Source organism: Paenisporosarcina sp. HGH0030 (genome assembly GCF_000411295.1).
Lineage (GTDB): Bacteria > Bacillota > Bacilli > Bacillales_A > Planococcaceae > Paenisporosarcina.
On the sequence record NZ_KE150421.1, the window covers coordinates 2,339,254 to 2,354,187 of the forward strand.

Annotated in this window: 14 protein-coding genes and 2 pseudogenes; 7 read left to right on the plus strand and 9 right to left on the minus strand. The window is 38.0% G+C overall.

What is annotated here, in order from left to right; all coding sequences use genetic code 11:
* Positions 1–265: 265 nt before the first annotated feature.
* Both HMPREF1210_RS18225 and HMPREF1210_RS18080 read right to left on the minus strand, forming a co-directional pair.
* Positions 266–952: a YwqG family protein gene (locus tag HMPREF1210_RS18225; RefSeq protein WP_196930521.1), complete on the minus strand. Its 687-nt coding sequence runs from the start codon at positions 950–952 to the stop codon at positions 266–268.
* A gap of 186 nt (positions 953–1,138) precedes the next feature.
* Positions 1,139–1,948 carry a helix-turn-helix transcriptional regulator gene (locus tag HMPREF1210_RS18080; protein WP_016428796.1) on the minus strand — a complete coding sequence of 270 codons (810 nt, stop codon included), beginning with the start codon at positions 1,946–1,948 and terminating at the stop codon, positions 1,139–1,141.
* Between the two features lie 419 nt (positions 1,949–2,367).
* On the opposite strand from HMPREF1210_RS18080, the gene HMPREF1210_RS18560 reads away from it, so the two are divergent.
* Positions 2,368–5,877 carry a S8 family serine peptidase gene (locus tag HMPREF1210_RS18560; protein ID WP_016428797.1) on the plus strand — a complete coding sequence of 1,170 codons (3,510 nt, stop codon included), beginning with the start codon at positions 2,368–2,370 and terminating at the stop codon, positions 5,875–5,877.
* Positions 5,878–5,966: 89 nt separating this feature from the next.
* Positions 5,967–6,200: pseudogene (locus HMPREF1210_RS18435) on the plus strand (cupin domain-containing protein); the annotation flags it as partial.
* A 285-nt stretch (positions 6,201–6,485) separates the two neighbouring features.
* Here HMPREF1210_RS18435 and HMPREF1210_RS11175 read toward each other — a convergent pair.
* Positions 6,486–7,289, minus strand: a complete 804-nt coding sequence (locus HMPREF1210_RS11175; protein WP_369758005.1) for a PhzF family phenazine biosynthesis protein — start codon at positions 7,287–7,289, stop codon at positions 6,486–6,488.
* Between the two features lie 101 nt (positions 7,290–7,390).
* Positions 7,391–8,056: a zinc dependent phospholipase C family protein gene (locus tag HMPREF1210_RS11180; RefSeq protein WP_016428799.1), complete on the minus strand. Its 666-nt coding sequence runs from the start codon at positions 8,054–8,056 to the stop codon at positions 7,391–7,393.
* Between the two features lie 187 nt (positions 8,057–8,243).
* Here HMPREF1210_RS11180 and HMPREF1210_RS11185 point away from each other — a divergent pair, with 187 nt between their 5' ends.
* The 4 genes from HMPREF1210_RS11185 to HMPREF1210_RS11200 all read left to right on the plus strand — a co-directional run bounded on the left by HMPREF1210_RS11185 (position 8,244) and on the right by HMPREF1210_RS11200 (position 10,329).
* Positions 8,244–8,705, plus strand: coding sequence for an NUDIX domain-containing protein (locus HMPREF1210_RS11185; protein WP_016428800.1), 462 nt, complete (start codon positions 8,244–8,246; stop codon positions 8,703–8,705).
* 5 nt (positions 8,706–8,710) lie between these two features.
* Positions 8,711–8,881, plus strand: a complete 171-nt coding sequence (locus tag HMPREF1210_RS17730) for a YciI family protein (RefSeq protein WP_081637813.1) — start codon at positions 8,711–8,713, stop codon at positions 8,879–8,881.
* Between the two features lie 72 nt (positions 8,882–8,953).
* Positions 8,954–9,451 (plus strand): NUDIX hydrolase, encoded by a 498-nt coding sequence (locus HMPREF1210_RS11195; RefSeq protein WP_016428802.1) that lies wholly within the window; start codon positions 8,954–8,956, stop codon positions 9,449–9,451.
* A gap of 98 nt (positions 9,452–9,549) precedes the next feature.
* Positions 9,550–10,329, plus strand: a complete 780-nt coding sequence (locus HMPREF1210_RS11200; protein WP_016428803.1) for a hypothetical protein — start codon at positions 9,550–9,552, stop codon at positions 10,327–10,329.
* 261 nt (positions 10,330–10,590) lie between these two features.
* Here the strand turns inward: HMPREF1210_RS11200 and fosB are convergent, their stop codons facing one another.
* From fosB to adh, 5 genes are all read right to left on the minus strand, one after another.
* Positions 10,591–11,004: a metallothiol transferase FosB gene (gene fosB / locus HMPREF1210_RS11205; RefSeq protein ID WP_016428804.1), complete on the minus strand. Its 414-nt coding sequence runs from the start codon at positions 11,002–11,004 to the stop codon at positions 10,591–10,593.
* The gene (locus HMPREF1210_RS17385; RefSeq protein WP_016428805.1) at positions 11,001–11,768 is read right to left on the minus strand and encodes an NUDIX hydrolase; all 768 of its coding nucleotides are present in this window, start codon (positions 11,766–11,768) and stop codon (positions 11,001–11,003) included. The genes fosB and HMPREF1210_RS17385 overlap by 4 nt, the downstream gene beginning before the upstream one ends.
* Before the next feature lie 24 nt (positions 11,769–11,792).
* A complete protein-coding gene (locus HMPREF1210_RS11215) occupies positions 11,793–11,999 on the minus strand; it encodes a hypothetical protein (RefSeq protein WP_016428806.1) in 207 nt (68 codons plus the stop codon).
* A gap of 235 nt (positions 12,000–12,234) precedes the next feature.
* Positions 12,235–12,600 carry a DUF779 domain-containing protein gene (locus HMPREF1210_RS11220; protein ID WP_016428807.1) on the minus strand — a complete coding sequence of 122 codons (366 nt, stop codon included), beginning with the start codon at positions 12,598–12,600 and terminating at the stop codon, positions 12,235–12,237.
* Between the two features lie 18 nt (positions 12,601–12,618).
* Positions 12,619–14,139, minus strand: coding sequence for an aldehyde dehydrogenase (gene adh, locus HMPREF1210_RS11225; protein ID WP_016428808.1), 1,521 nt, complete (start codon positions 14,137–14,139; stop codon positions 12,619–12,621).
* A 418-nt stretch (positions 14,140–14,557) separates the two neighbouring features.
* Here adh and HMPREF1210_RS18230 point away from each other — a divergent pair.
* Positions 14,558–14,934, plus strand: a pseudogene (locus HMPREF1210_RS18230) (collagen-like protein); the annotation flags it as partial.

Sequence of the window (14,934 nt, forward strand, 5' to 3'; positions counted from 1 at the left end):
CAGAATAACCACTCCTTATTTTTATTTCTTTTTTGAAATTTCAACAATTGAATCGTTCTTCAACTAACCTGCCCCGTAGTTAAATAAGAAAAAAGAGCTGCCTAAGCAACTCCACGATCTTTAACTAAAGCACCCGTTAGTAGAATAAGAAAAAAACTTCTCACTGAATCAATGCCTTGTATAAATTTGTCATTTTTATATATAACCTTAATAAAGTAACAAAAGAGGCCACATTAATAGCGTAGCCCTTTGTTTTAATTAAGGATTAGAAACATTGCAATGTAAATTGAACTTTATCGAATTGCTTATTAGCTAGTGAGGTCTTATCTATACAGAAATAAATGATGCCTGAATCGCCCCACAGCAATTTTAAATCTTCTTCATCTGAATCAATCTGTAGGAGAAGAACAGCTTCTTCTGGTTTTAAATCAAATTCATCAAAAACATCATTTTGAATGCTAAATGGATACCCTAACATATAATGAGCCGGTTCGTAGTTACCTTTCTCATCACTTGGCTGGATAAGTTCGTGCCTCATTTCAGAGTAGTTTTCTTCATCCTCATCACTAAACTCCATATCTTCTGGATACTCCGGTAATGTCAGCTTGTTTGTGAATGTAACTTTAAAAACAGGTAAAGGGAAGTAGTCTTCTGTCTCTTCCGGGTATTCTGTCCTTTTTAACTCTTTTTCGTCTCCCTCAAAGTATAAAACCTTAAAACAACCCTCGTCTTCTTCAAAACCCCAGGGCTGTTCTACTACATCATAAAATATATAAAGGATCTCACTAATCGGAAGATTATTTTCCGCGTTATATGGCTTTATTTCCTTTAAGTTAAATTGCCCTAAAAAAGAGAGCGAGCGATTGTTGTAGCTTGGAAACTCCCAATCTTCCGGCAAATCTGGTAGACCACCAATTTTAGAGGAACCTAACGGAATTTGCTCTTCCTTCACTTTATTTTCATCACAAATACATTTTTTTAATTCTTCCTTGTTATTTAGATTCTCTATGTGGAGACAACTGTGTACGTATCCTCTTAACGCGCTTAGCTTTAAATGAGGATTTTGGAATGATTTACACATTTCAAGTACTTTTTTATATACGTCAACTGCTTCTTTGTAATATTCCTTTGAAAAGTATTAAACTCCCAAATTGTGCCATACGTTGATTTCCTTTGCCTCTTCTTGATAAGTTCGGCAGCTTTTGATTAACGACTGATATTGCTGAACTGTATCTTCGAAATGATCAAGGTCGTTAGATGCCATTTGCGCTAACATTAGCATTTCTGAATCCAGGATTCTTTTGAAATTATTCGTTTTTCGAAAATAAGTTAAGGCAAGATTTCCATAATAGTAGGACTTTACTTTAGCATTTGTGTAATGAGAAGCAGACGCAAGATGAAAATAAAATTCATGGTTATTGTACTCCATCGGGTTAATATTCTTCAGATGATGAATTGCTTCTTTACTTTTATTTAAAGTAAGGTAATAGATTCCCAATGTATGTTCCAACAAATTTTTTTCATAACGATCCAACTCATTCCAATGAGCTTGACAGCTCTTTAAAATGTCTTTTCCTTTTTCCACATCCCCTTTTATTAAGAAATAGCGTGCTACTAGGATACGATAAAAATGATGTGCTTCTGATATATGGACAAAAGTGTTGTCTTCGATTTCTTGTTTGAGAAGTTCTATATCTGCCATCTGTTGTTTGACCATTACTTCAAGCCATTCATTCAGCTTCTTTTTCAATCTATCATATTGTTCTAATTCTTTTTGTAAATCGATGTTAAGTCGCTCACAAATAAGATTGATAATTTCTTTTGAACATTGGGTTAGTCCACGTTCAATTTTACTTACATGAGTGACAGAACAAATCCCTTTTCCCAGTTGTGCTTGAGTCAAACCAGCTCGTTCACGATACAGTTTAATAATTAATCCTTCATCCATGTACCATCAACTCCTTTATTCTTATTTACATGTAACATTTTTAGAAGAAATGGATATATCAGATGTCAGTTTTTCACATAAGGACTAGAAAGCTAGGAGGAACAATACTTTAATCCGACTAGCCCATTTGGAAAACTAGTATTTGGGATAATTAATATGAAGAAAATGCTCTATCAATATATTATTTGTAAGAAGAAGTAAGTTTTAGAGGCGCTTTTATCTAGTGAAAATAATTATTTTACATAATTTAATTAAAATTTCATAAGTAAATCCCTATTTATTCCTAACTAATTACCCCCATTTACTTCCTATTAGGCGAATAATACAATTATATTGAAATATTCTTAATTTTAAAACTATTAAAAAATTGAGAAGTAAGTATTTTTTGTTTCATTAAAAAAAAGGGGGAAGGGTAAAAAATGAGAAGAAAATTTCCGTACAAGGTATTTGCAACGACGACTTTGGCTGCGATGTTGTTAACGACAACAGTGTTTGCGGAAGGGCCACAGAATAATTCGGTTTCCTCTCCAAATATAGAGGAGATTGCGAAGCAAGGATTGCAAATTTTCCAAGATGAACAAAACCAAGCTGCTATAGAAGCAGCTGATAGGCTTGGATACAAGAATTTGAAAAAAGACGGCTTAGCTAAACCGTATAAGCCGGATGAAAAGGTGCGCTTGATTGTGGAGGTAGAGCAGCCAATAATATTGGAAAAATCTGTCCAAAACAAAAAGACGAAGTATAAACAAAAACAAGATCAAGTAATTGCACAAATTTCTAAGGAAAATTCAGCTTCTAAAGTAAATCATCGATTCTATGAAAGCTTTAACGGCTTTAGTATGGAAACGGAGTTTAGTAATGTAAAAGAAATTCAGGCAACTCCAGGTGTTATAAACGTGCATATCGCAAGGACGTTCCAACCATCTATGGGGGCAAGCAAAGAATTGGTACAAGCACAAAAGGTATGGGAACAATACGGATATGAAGGAGAAGGATTGCTTGTTGCGATTGTCGACTCCGGACTAGACTATACTCATAAAGATATGACGTTGACAAAAAAAGGAAAGGAAAAAGAGAAGTGGACGCAAGAGAACATTCAAGGGGAACTCGCAGAAACAGCAGTAAACGAAGTATGGTACAGCGACAAAGTTCCGACAGGTTATGACTGGGCTGATAAAGATACAGACGTAATTCCACGCGGTCAATATGGAAGTTCACATGGTATGCATGTTGCAGGAACTGTAGGAGCTAATGGTGATGAAGCAAACGATGGAGTACAAGGGGTTGCACCAGGTGTGCAGTTGTTGGCAGAAAAAGTTTTCTCCGATAATGGGGGTGGAGCTTATGAAGATGATATCATCGCAGGTATCGAGCACGCGGTAACATTAAGCGCCGATGTTATCAACATGAGCTTAGGTTCTGACGCGGGATTTGTTGGCGAAGAGAACGACCCAATTCAAAAAGCAATTCGTCAAGCAACTGAACAAGGCACGCTAGTTGTTGTAGCAGGTGGTAACGCTGCTTACAGCACAAAAAATAATCTCTTGCCTTCTTCCGAAAAACCATATGCTGAGAATCCGGATATTGGAACAGTTGGAGAACCAGGAGTAAGCCCCTATGCGTTATCTGTTGCTTCCTATGAAAACACAAAAATGCATAAAACCACGCTTGCAGAAGAAAACGGTTTACAGCTTCCGTACCAAGACCAAACGCAATTTAATTTTAAACTCTCCAGAGTACTAACACCTACTGAGAGCTATGAAATGGTGTATGTAGGGGAAGGAAGAAAGGCAGACTTCGCTGGAAAAGACGTCGCAGGCAAAATAGTAGTTGCGAAACCGCAAGTACCCTATGCATTTTATTCTTATATTCAAGTGGAAGCAAAGAAGAATGGTGCGAAAGCAGTTATTCTAGTACCGCCAACCACAATGGCAGATTTCCCATATCTAAATTTCAGCTATCTATCTACTCCAGCTGCTACAACAAGTAAGGTTGCAGGAGATGCGTTAATCACAAAGCTTACAAGTGGTCAAATTGTTAAGATGAATATGACAAAGGGTATTTGGCTTGATAATCCTGATAATAATACCATTTCCGACTTTTCATCTGTCGGAACTCCGCATACGTTAGACTTTAAACCAGAGCTTTCAGCACCGGGTGGCAACATTTATTCAACTGTTGCGGGCAATGAATATGAGGTTATGAGTGGAACATCCATGGCAACTCCTCATGTTGCAGGTGGTTCGGCATTGTTAATGCAAGCATTATATGAAAAAGGATTATCTCATTCAAAGAATACAGCACTAACGGCAAAAATCGCATTGATGAATACAGCGCAGGTAGTACAAGATCCGCGCACAAATAATGAAGTACCGTACTCACCGCGTGTACAAGGATCCGGCTTAATGAAAATTCAAGATGCAATTAAAACACCTGTTATTGTGACAAGCAAGGATACTCCGTTAGAGCAAGCCGGAGCTGTAGCGTTAAAAGAGATTAATAAAAAAAGTACGAACTTCAAGTTGAATGTGGAAGCCTTAAAAAATGTAGATGTAAAAGATTTAGAATACACGGTCTTTGTAGATGTTTTGACGGATGGAAAAGAAACAAAAGAATTTGACTTAGACGAAGACGGGAAATTGGATTCTAAAGAATATTTAACTTTAACAAGCAAGCATGTAAAAGGTGCTATTTCATCTATAAATGGCGAGAAAGTGACACATACACAAGGTGCGAAATTGAAGATTAAACCGGGTCAAGAAAAGAACCTAGACGTAAAACTTGTATTACCTGAAAGCTTGGAGGAAGGGACGTTTGTTGAAGGATTTGTTCGCCTAGTGCCAACAGGCAAAAACAGCAAGGCGGCAGTTCCGTTAACCGTTCCGTATATGGGCTACTATGGAGATTGGGATCAGCCGCAGAACATTGATCCTGTTGCATGGGATAAAGATGCATTCTTAGGATATACCGTGCTTTGGAACGATGAAGGAGCACAATTCCCGTTGGGATATGACCCGTATACGGGAACCTTTAATATGGACCGAATTGTCATTTCTCCAAACTTTGTCTTGCCAGGTGTATACCCAACATTTACAGCACTTCGCAACTTAAAGAAGACAGAAATGTACGTGGAGAATGATCAAGGAAAAATGGTTCAAGACCTAGGCGATTTTAGTGAATATACTGGGAAACCGTGGAAGTTCCGTAAAAATGTTATGGCATACGGTGATTATATGAATAGTGGTTATTTATGGGACGTAAAAGACCAGGCAGGACAAGCAGTCAAGGATGGCACATACAACTTTGTTATTAAAACAACACTAGATTACCCAAATGCGAAGCCACAAGAAGTGAAGCTTCCAATCCGTGTTGATTCTGTTGCCCCAGTTGTATCTGATATTCAAGTGCAGCCAAAAGAAGGACAATATGAAATTTCTTTCAAGGCAGTGGACAACGAGGGCGGTAGCGGATATAACGCAGCAATCATCTGGTATAACGGTAAGTATGAATCCTTACAGCCGGGACAAACTTCTGTACTAGTAAATGAAGAGCCGAAGAGTGTGGTAGTGTTAGGTGCAGACCATGCTTTTAACCACAGCTATACGGTTTGGGGAGATCCTTCTTATATTAATGAAGAAATGCTTGTAAGTTATTTCTCCGTGTATCCAAACAACAACGTAAACACAACCACCCCTGCCCAAATTAATGCGTTTGCCAGTAACCGTGTGAACTGGACAATAAACGTTAAAGATGTAAACGGCACGGTAGTTGACACGATTGTAGCTGAAAATGAGCATGAAATTCACTTAAAATGGACTCCAGAAGCGGATATTCCAAGCGGTACGTATACAGTTTCAGCAGAAGTAGTAAACAAGCAAGGCTTTAAAGTAACGACAAGTCCGCAAACAGTAACTGTATTGCACCAATAATTAAAAATACGAAAAGAGCCGGCCTCACTATTACTATAGTGAGCCGGCTTTTTCTGTAAAGTGATTCGAAAATTTTTTTCTTAATTATGGTACCCCAAGTACCCCAACTCTGGGTTTCATATGCTGTATTCACAAATAATGAAGTTGATAACACACATCTTTTGGCGATTTTTAATGCACCCACTCCTCAAGTAATTTGGGGTTCTAACATTTTAAATTTTACACCTTCAAATATTATGTCGTATACCTATGGTATGAATGAAAATCAGTGGAAACAGGTAACCGCATCTGTTAAACCTAACACTTATATAGGACCCACCTGATAATCTTGTAATAGAGGATCAGAAAGGATGTCCCATCTAGATATATACCAACACTCAATATCCAACCCCAGAGCTTTACTAAAAACATAAATTCCTTGGGGGAAATTATAACCACAAGGAGTTTTTATTTGTGTTTTTCTCAAAAGGAATTTGACCTCCTTATACTACTCTGCAAATCCTTATTAAAATACCTTTTAAGAAATCTCTCTTCTTCAACTAAACTGCCCCGTTAGTTGTAGAAGAAAAGCTATTACCTTTTAGTTGTTTTAGCTCGATATTAGAGACTTAGATTAATAATTCACCCCATAATATCCGTACCGCTGTACCTGCAATGGCAACATCTTTTTCTTTTGGTGTTACGTATAATAACCCACCTCGTTTTGAAAGCTGTTTGCTGACAATACTTTCTATTGATAACTTTTCACACCAGTAAGGTCCTAATGCACCGTGGGTAGAACCATTTACATGGTCTTCATCAATGCCCTGTGCTGGTGAAAAAAATCTAGAGACAATATCAATTCCCTCCTCATTAGACATACTCGTGATACAAACACCACGTACAGGAAACTGTTTCATTGCAGAAAAATCAGGTTCAAAATCTGCAATGTATTCTTCATGACTTAGTTCCACAATATAATCCAAATCTGTTTTCCCTACATATTTCGGTTTCGTACCGAGCCATTCTTCAAGTTCTGAAGGACATTCAATCTCTTCTAATTGGTACTTCTTAATTGTTATTTCTACCAGTTCATTAAACCATCTTGCTTGCAAAGGACCGCTTAAAGTCTGGAATGTAATAGGGGAATCTAAGGGTAAAATCGATTGTTGCCAAACAATAAAAGCACTGGCTATTGTTCCATGTCCACAAATCGGAATTTCCATCTCTGGAGTAAACCATTTAAGAAAAAAATCATTCCCCCTTTTTTGGACAAAAGCTGTTGTTGGTACGGGTATCTCCTGAGCAATTTTTTGCATGGTCAACTCAGATATTGTTGAATCCAGTAAACATACTGCCGCGGGATTTCCCTTGTAAAGATCTGTAGTAAATGCATTTACGATAAAATACGTGACTCTGTTCAACTCTCCCACCTCATTCTTCGTTACTAATATAAATTTATTTTCATTAACCTGCCCCGTTAGCCATCCATACAACAAAAAACACTGTGCCATAGAGCCCAACCGTTAGTAACTCACATCATTTTATCATTGGTTTTTATTGAACTAAACTGCCCTTTAGTTGTATCGCAGCAACTTAGAAGAGGTTTTATATGTATGATTCCTTTTTGAATTGATGTCTCTATGTATCCAATGATTTGCTCAAAAGTAAAAACGTTTAATTGTTGTTTACTGTGTGTATTTTCATATTTCATATCTTCTAAAACATATGGAATAAAGTCACTAATGTCTTTTGAGTGTACTTCTTCAATATCTATAACTGAACCATTACTATCAAAAATCTCTTTAATTCCATCTGCGACTCCATAATAATCCAATAACAACCCATTTAGAGTTTGAAAATCCCCATGATACAGATTTAAAATATTTTTATCGTTTTCCATCCTGTTTTTTAACCACGGTAAATAAAACCCCTTTAACCACAAGTCATCTGCGATGAGATGTGAATAATACCCTAAAATAAATGAATTATTTTTAACAGAACTGTATTTTTCAATAAAATTTTCATAATCCACATTTCTTGAATAATCATCTACTTCGCCTGAAAAGAAATGTGATAACTCTTTAGGAGACACCGCATCTGGTGCTATCCCTCCTAATATAAATGAAGCTTTATCTGATATTGAAACTGATTCAGTAATCTTATAGGCTATAATACTATGCATAATTCTTGAACCCATAATAACCTTCCTTCACATTTTTTTAGTGATTTTCTTCTTACAAAAATGAAAACTTCTTGCCCACTCCTTTCTATTCTCCTCTGGCATTTCAATCTCCTTTAATATGGAAAAAGAAGGCATTTGGTTTTTAGATGACGAATACAATAATGATTAAATCCTTTTCTTACGAATTAAGGAGGCATGAAGAATGGAGGTTGACCATTCATTAGAGTTTATTGAGTTCCTCCATTTAAATGAGGATGAATTACATCCATATGAACCATTGGCAGGATCCTATGCAATCATTCAAATTAATCATAAGGTGCTTTTTGCATTTAATCGATTTCGGAAACGGTGGGAGTTGCCGGCAGGTAAAAGAGAAATAAATGAAACTGCTAAAGAATGTGCCATCCGAGAATTGTTTGAAGAAACAGGACAAACGGTGCCGAATTTAAAATTTCAAGGATTAGCCAAAATCCGTAATCTGAACTCACAACATATAAAATACAACCCTATTTACTTTTGTAAAGTTGCAAACTTAACTACTTTTATTCCGAATGACGAAATGGAATGTATCACTCTATGGGATTTGTCTAGTGATATAGGACCTGTAGATGACGTAGATTTAAAAATTTGGATAGCGTTAAAACATAGTCTTTGTAGCAATTAGAGGAGATGAAACAATCAGCAGGTCCCTTCATGGACCATACCGGTGGTTTGGTAATAGTGGATGTTAATGAATTGAAAGATGCAGAAGAAATTGCAAAGAATGATCCTGCTGTACTTGAGAATAAATTCACCTATGTCGTTCACCCTTTGGAACCTTTGGAAGGTATTTTCAGGTAAATACAAATTAATTACTTCAAATGACATCTAATAGGATTATCAATACATTCTCTAGTAACGGAGGATTTTAACATGACAACGACCTATGTAAACTGGGGGAAGTCTCGAATAAAATTAACCTGGATATCGTCTTACACACTGCCTCAACCTGAATTAATAACAAGTGTGCATGCTTTTTGCTTTCATCAAGACAAATTGCTGTTAGTGGATATAAAAAACCGCGGATGGAATTTTCCTGGTGGGCATATTGAACAAAATGAATCACCACTTGAATGCGTGAAACGTGAAGTGATGGAGGAAGCGTGTGTTGAGGGAGATTGCACGTACCTTGGCTATGTTGAAGTCAACCACAGTGAAAACCCAGCTTGGAATAGCAATAGTCCCTATCCTTTAATAGGATATCAAGCCATGTATCGAATGGATATTACTCGCATACTTCCGTTTGATGCCATTTACGAATCTGCTCAAAGGATTTTTATCCAGCCTTTTGAAGTTACCCTGCATTGTGAAGATTGGCATGAAGTTTATGCAGACATTCTGCGTAAAGCGTTGTCATTTGAAATTAAGTGAACTAATGAAGAGGCTTTAAAAGAACGGCTGAGAATAATCATGTTAGATGGAAAGAGAAACGAACATATATAAAGAGGAATTGCAGACAGGAGGAGTCTATGCAAAACGAAATCGGAAGCCTTATTTTCAGAAAGTTAGTAACAACGTTTGTCGCCACCACAATTTCTTCTTTGTTGCTCGCTATTCTCAGCACACAAGGACCTATAGAAACCATATACAACCAAGGGGAACATTTCATCGGATGGTTTCTTATTTTCTTTATGTACATCGGGGCTATCATTCTTATTTACGGGAATTTGGTTTCTGTAGGGATGGAGTATTTTCAGCGGAAATGGTTTAAACAACACGATTGGCTCTATGTGTTAATCCTTAGTCTTTTTGGCTTAGCAAACGGGTTGTTTTTTCAAGAAAGACAGTTTGCTTTAGCTGGGATGTTGGCTGCTTTGTTATATGCGATGATAGACAAATGGTTTTATAAAAGAGTGGCAGAAAGTAAAAGTATTAAATGGTTTTTCCTCTTACCCCTTGCCTCCCTTCTGATAGTATGGGCATATTTCCATGTTACTTCGCCACTCTTGCCCCCTTTTACAAAAGGAGATGCCATAGAATTCGCAACTTCTGGAGATGGAACGATAATCGATCATTTTCCTAGAGAAGTTGGTCAGTGGGAAGGCAAGATTAATGGTTATCAAGTGACTAGAGAAAGTAATGCAAAGGAAATCGGAAAGGAAATTTATCTAGTTACCTTTACAGAACGTTGGCGTTGGAGTCAACGTGCTGGAGAAGGTATTTATACTATATCCTATAAAGTTGAACGAGGAAGTTTGACTGCACATAGTGAAAAAGGCCAATTGCCTCCTTACTATAGCGGGAATTAGGTCGGTTCTTAAGTAAGATTAAAAGGCTACCGTGAAGTGAAATCATCCTCAAGAATAAGTCAAAAAACAGACGCATTCTTACTAAAGAAAGCGTCCTATTTGTTATTATTCAAGTATTCTAAAACTACTTTTGATTGCTCAAACGTTTTTTATCCTGTATAGCTAACTTTTCCAGTCTCAACTAATTCCTTCAGTCCCATGAACATTAAATTCCAACCATGTTCAGCTTTCTTTTTTACTTTCTAAAACTCATTCTCAAGATTAGCCATAAAACTCAATATGTTCTTTCTCGTTTTTGTAATACTCCAGTCGATCCTGCAATGTGCCCGTGTGAAATTCAAACTTATGTCCATCCAAGTCTTCAAAGTAAATGGACTTTTTATCCCGCTCATCCCGCTCCCTGCCAGGCAAAATCGAAACGTTCAATTGGTTCAGCCTGACTAGTGTTTCTTCATATTCTTCCTCGGTAATTGTGAAAGCCATATGTGTGTAGGATTCCTTTATTTCATTTCGCGGAATGTCGGTTTCCTCGTTTAGTGCTAGCCATAATCCTTCCAAATCAAAATACGCTGTTTTTCTGCCTTTCATCATTAGCTTGGCTCCGAATACTTCCTCATAAAATCTAATAGAACTTTCCAAATCAGAAACGGAAAACAACAAATGGTTTATTTTCATTCCTTACTATCCACTCGTTCAAGCAAACGATAAGGTTTTGTTTCGTACGATTCGTATGCGACATTTCCAGGTTTCATGGCATCATGAATACGAGTAGCAAATTGCTCTCTTGTAACCCATTCGTTGATATTCGTTTCATTCAATTCAACAAACTGAACGTCTATCGTTTCGCCCGGTTGTGGTGTAGGTGTCCCTGCTACCGCCTTCCCTGCATATACAATACAAAAAACTCCGCTAGTGACATTTTGATAAACGCCGACCATGTCCCCAATTTTCGCATGGATTCCCGTTTCTTCAAATATTTCTCTTGCAACGGCTTTTTTTAAACTCTCACCCGGTTCAACTCGTCCCCCTGGCATTTCATATGTATCGGATCTGTGACCATTTCGAACCAACAATACTTCCCCCGCTTCATTTTGAATGAAAGCAGAGACCGCCACCACATATCGCGGAGTTGAATAATCACCTGTCCATTCCATAAAATCTTCAGAGCTTGTCTCAAATAATGGTGGTAATGTTTTTCGGAAGTTTTGTGCCGTTTCATGAAGTTCAGAAACCCGAATCTCCTGATCCACACGCTCAAAATCCTCGCGGTCACGGTAACCCCACATAGCCATAATTTCTGTTTTATCCACGTTCACCCAACGCCCTATTAAACGTGCACCATGCGTTAATTGATTCGGCAATAAATAGGTGTGGAAAAAGTGATTAAACGTCTCCAGCATTTCAGGTTTAATGGTGTACATTTTTCTTCGAAATAGCATACGATACCCGCTTTCAATTAAAGATTAATCTTCTTTTTTAGGTTTGGTTTCTTCATATTCAATCTCATGCTTTGTATCGTGAAGCGATGACGCATTATTATCATCTTTCTTTCCTTCCATTGCATCATCAAATGGCATGTAATGATTCATTGGTAAGCGACGTTTAGTTCCCAATCTCCAAAGTGTCCAAGCAATCACACCGATTAATATTGCTAAAAATATGTAGCCCATCCCGTCACTCCTTTTAGTTGATTGTACTTTATCCGTCTCTTATGAGTTAGGGTTAAATCTATTTCATAACTTTTCTACAAACACTAGGAAATCCCCTTTAATTCTCTTGCGCAGCATTTATTCCCTTTCAATTTGGTTTGTTCCTTTTCACGAGGGGTTTCTTCCCTTCCGGTCATTACAAAAAAACCGCAATGCCTCAAGTTTTCACTCGAAACATAACGGTTTTCAAAAACTATTAATTTGAGCTTGCTTGAATTTCTTTATTCTCTTCAGCCGTGAACGCGCGAGATCTAGTCAGAAACCTTTTCCCTTCCACGCCTTCCAGTGAAAACATGCCGCCTCGACCGTCTACCACATCAATAATTAACTGAGTATGTTTCCAGTAGTCGTATTGGCTCTTATGCATATAGAAGGGACTGTCGCCGATTGAACCGAGTAGTACATCTTGATCTCCCACTATCAAATCACCTTCCGGGTAGCACATCGGTGCAGACCCATCACAGCAACCTCCCGATTGGTGGAACATGACGGGACCATGCTTGCTTTTCAACAACTCGATTAGTTCAAGCGTAGCGTCCGTTGCGATGACACGTTCAATCATTGGTCATTCCCCTTTCTATCAAAAGAATCCTAATTTGTTTTCGTTGTAGCTAACTAACAAGTTTTTCGTTTGTTGGTAATGGTTTAACATCATCAAATGGTTTTCGCGTCCGATACCTGACATTTTGTAACCACCGAATGCAGCGTGTGCTGGGTACGCGTGGTAACAGTTTGTCCAAACTCGGCCCGCATGAATAGCACGGCCGAAACGGTATGCTGTGTTCATGTTACGAGACCATACGCCAGCACCTAGACCATATAAAGTATCGTTTGCAATTTCAAGTGCCTCTTCTTGCGTTTTGAACGTTGTTACAGAAACAACCGGTCCAAAGATTTCTTCTTGGAAAATACGCATTTTGTTATTCCCTTTGAAGACAGTTGGCTTCACATAATAGCCACCAGCGAAATCACCTTCAATGTTATTACGCTCTCCACCGATTAAGCATACTGCGCCTTCTTGTTTCCCGATATCCAAATAAGACAAGATTTTTTCCAATTGTTCACTTGATGCTTGTGCACCCATCATCGTATTCGGATCAAGTGGGTTCCCTGTCTTGATTGCTTCAACACGAGCCAATACTTTTTCCATGAACTTATCATAGATAGATTCCTGGACTAGTGCACGTGAAGGACATGTACACACTTCCCCTTGGTTCAATGCGAATAATACAAAGCCTTCTACCGCTTTATCAAGGAAAGCATCGTCTTGGTCCATAATATCTTCGAAGAAAATGTTCGGTGACTTTCCGCCAAGTTCCAATGTTACCGGAATCAAGTTTTGTGAAGCGTATTGCATGATCATACGGCCTGTAGTTGTTTCACCAGTGAAAGCAACTTTGCCAATACGTGGATTCGATGCAAGTGGCTTACCAGCTTCCAAACCGAAACCATTTACAATGTTCATAACACCTGGTGGTAATAAATCGCCCACTAGTTCAGCAAAGACTAGAATACTAGCTGGTGTTTGCTCAGCTGGTTTCAACACAACACAGTTTCCTGCAGCAAGTGCCGGAGCAAGCTTCCAAACTGCCATTAACAATGGGAAGTTCCAAGGAATGATTTGTCCAACCACACCGATTGGCTCATGGAAATGATACGCTACTGTATCGTTATCGATTTGGCTTAAAGATCCTTCTTGCGCACGAATGGCACCAGCGAAATAACGGAAATGATCGATCGCAAGTGGTAAGTCAGCATTCAATGTTTCACGTACTGCTTTTCCGTTATCCCAAGTCTCTGCGACAGCCAGCACTTCTAAATTTTCTTCCATGCGATCCGCAATTTTATTTAAAATATTTGCACGTTCAGCTACAGACGTTTTCCCCCAAGCGTCTTTTGCTGCATGTGCTGCGTCTAATGCTAGTTCAATGTCTTCAGATGTTGAGCGAGCAACTTGAGTGAAACTTTTACCCGTAACTGGTGTCACGTTATCAAAATATTCACCTTTAACAGGAGCAGTCCATTGCCCGTTAATATAGTTATCATATTTCTCTTTAAAAGTAACAATTGAACCCTCAGTGTTTGGAAATGCATATACCATTCTCAAGTTCCCCCTTTAATTTGGCCGACTCATTATTTGTATGCGCTTTTATAATCTAGTATTCAAACAAATTAAGAAGTCCGTACATCTATTATTGTCAGATAACATCGAATTTTACAACATATTTGTTTATGAAATATGGCCAAGACTATTCATACTATATTAATCTTCTAAAGAAATTAAAGGCGTGACATTTATTTCGGACGATTAGAGAAGTTCCCTTCCATTCCTACTCTTTTTTTCATCAACTCTTAACAAACACCGGTAATTATATAGATAGAAACCCTCAAGTAATCTTCTCGAATTTTGAATTAGAGTAGACACCCTGATAGTTTGAAATCTTTATTAATAGTCTGCCTATCTCTCATGCCAATGGCGCACATATTATAAACTATCTTGCAAGAAAGGAGGTGAACTAATGAATAATTATAGAAAAAGAAGAAATTACAAAAGTATTCATCATAAAAATGAAATTGATAGAAATTTGAGGCATACACATAATCATAGTGAACATCAACATCATCATCATCATCATCAAGTACATGCTGAAAGCAACTATCATCATTCCGAAAATATTGATAAAGAAAAAGAATATAGCCATTCCAATGAATATAAATGGGATAGGGGGCCACAGGGACCTAGAGGACCTGCGGGACCGATGGGACCTGTTGGGCCTGCTGGGCCTGCTGCAATTGGACTTTCTGGAATTGACGGAGCTACTGGACCAATTGGACCTGCTGGGCCTCCTGGAACTGACGGAGCTACTGGACCGATGGGACCTGCTGGGCCTGCTGG

Coding starts and splice junctions, on each gene's coding strand:
- HMPREF1210_RS11215 (WP_016428806.1), bottom strand. CDS start 11,999: ATGGGCTACATATTTTTAGCAATATTAATCGGTGTGATTGCTTGGACA.
- HMPREF1210_RS11195 (WP_016428802.1), top strand. CDS start 8,954: ATGACAACGACCTATGTAAACTGGGGGAAGTCTCGAATAAAATTAACC.
- fosB (WP_016428804.1), bottom strand. CDS start 11,004: ATGAAAATAAACCATTTGTTGTTTTCCGTTTCTGATTTGGAAAGTTCT.
- HMPREF1210_RS11200 (WP_016428803.1), top strand. CDS start 9,550: ATGCAAAACGAAATCGGAAGCCTTATTTTCAGAAAGTTAGTAACAACG.
- adh (WP_016428808.1), bottom strand. CDS start 14,139: ATGGTATATGCATTTCCAAACACTGAGGGTTCAATTGTTACTTTTAAA.
- HMPREF1210_RS18080 (WP_016428796.1), bottom strand. CDS start 1,948: ATGGATGAAGGATTAATTATTAAACTGTATCGTGAACGAGCTGGTTTG.
- HMPREF1210_RS17385 (WP_016428805.1), bottom strand. CDS start 11,768: ATGCTATTTCGAAGAAAAATGTACACCATTAAACCTGAAATGCTGGAG.
- HMPREF1210_RS11180 (WP_016428799.1), bottom strand. CDS start 8,056: ATGGGTTCAAGAATTATGCATAGTATTATAGCCTATAAGATTACTGAA.
- HMPREF1210_RS18560 (WP_016428797.1), top strand. CDS start 2,368: ATGAGAAGAAAATTTCCGTACAAGGTATTTGCAACGACGACTTTGGCT.
- HMPREF1210_RS11220 (WP_016428807.1), bottom strand. CDS start 12,600: ATGATTGAACGTGTCATCGCAACGGACGCTACGCTTGAACTAATCGAG.
- HMPREF1210_RS11185 (WP_016428800.1), top strand. CDS start 8,244: ATGGAGGTTGACCATTCATTAGAGTTTATTGAGTTCCTCCATTTAAAT.
- HMPREF1210_RS17730 (WP_081637813.1), top strand. CDS start 8,711: ATGAAACAATCAGCAGGTCCCTTCATGGACCATACCGGTGGTTTGGTA.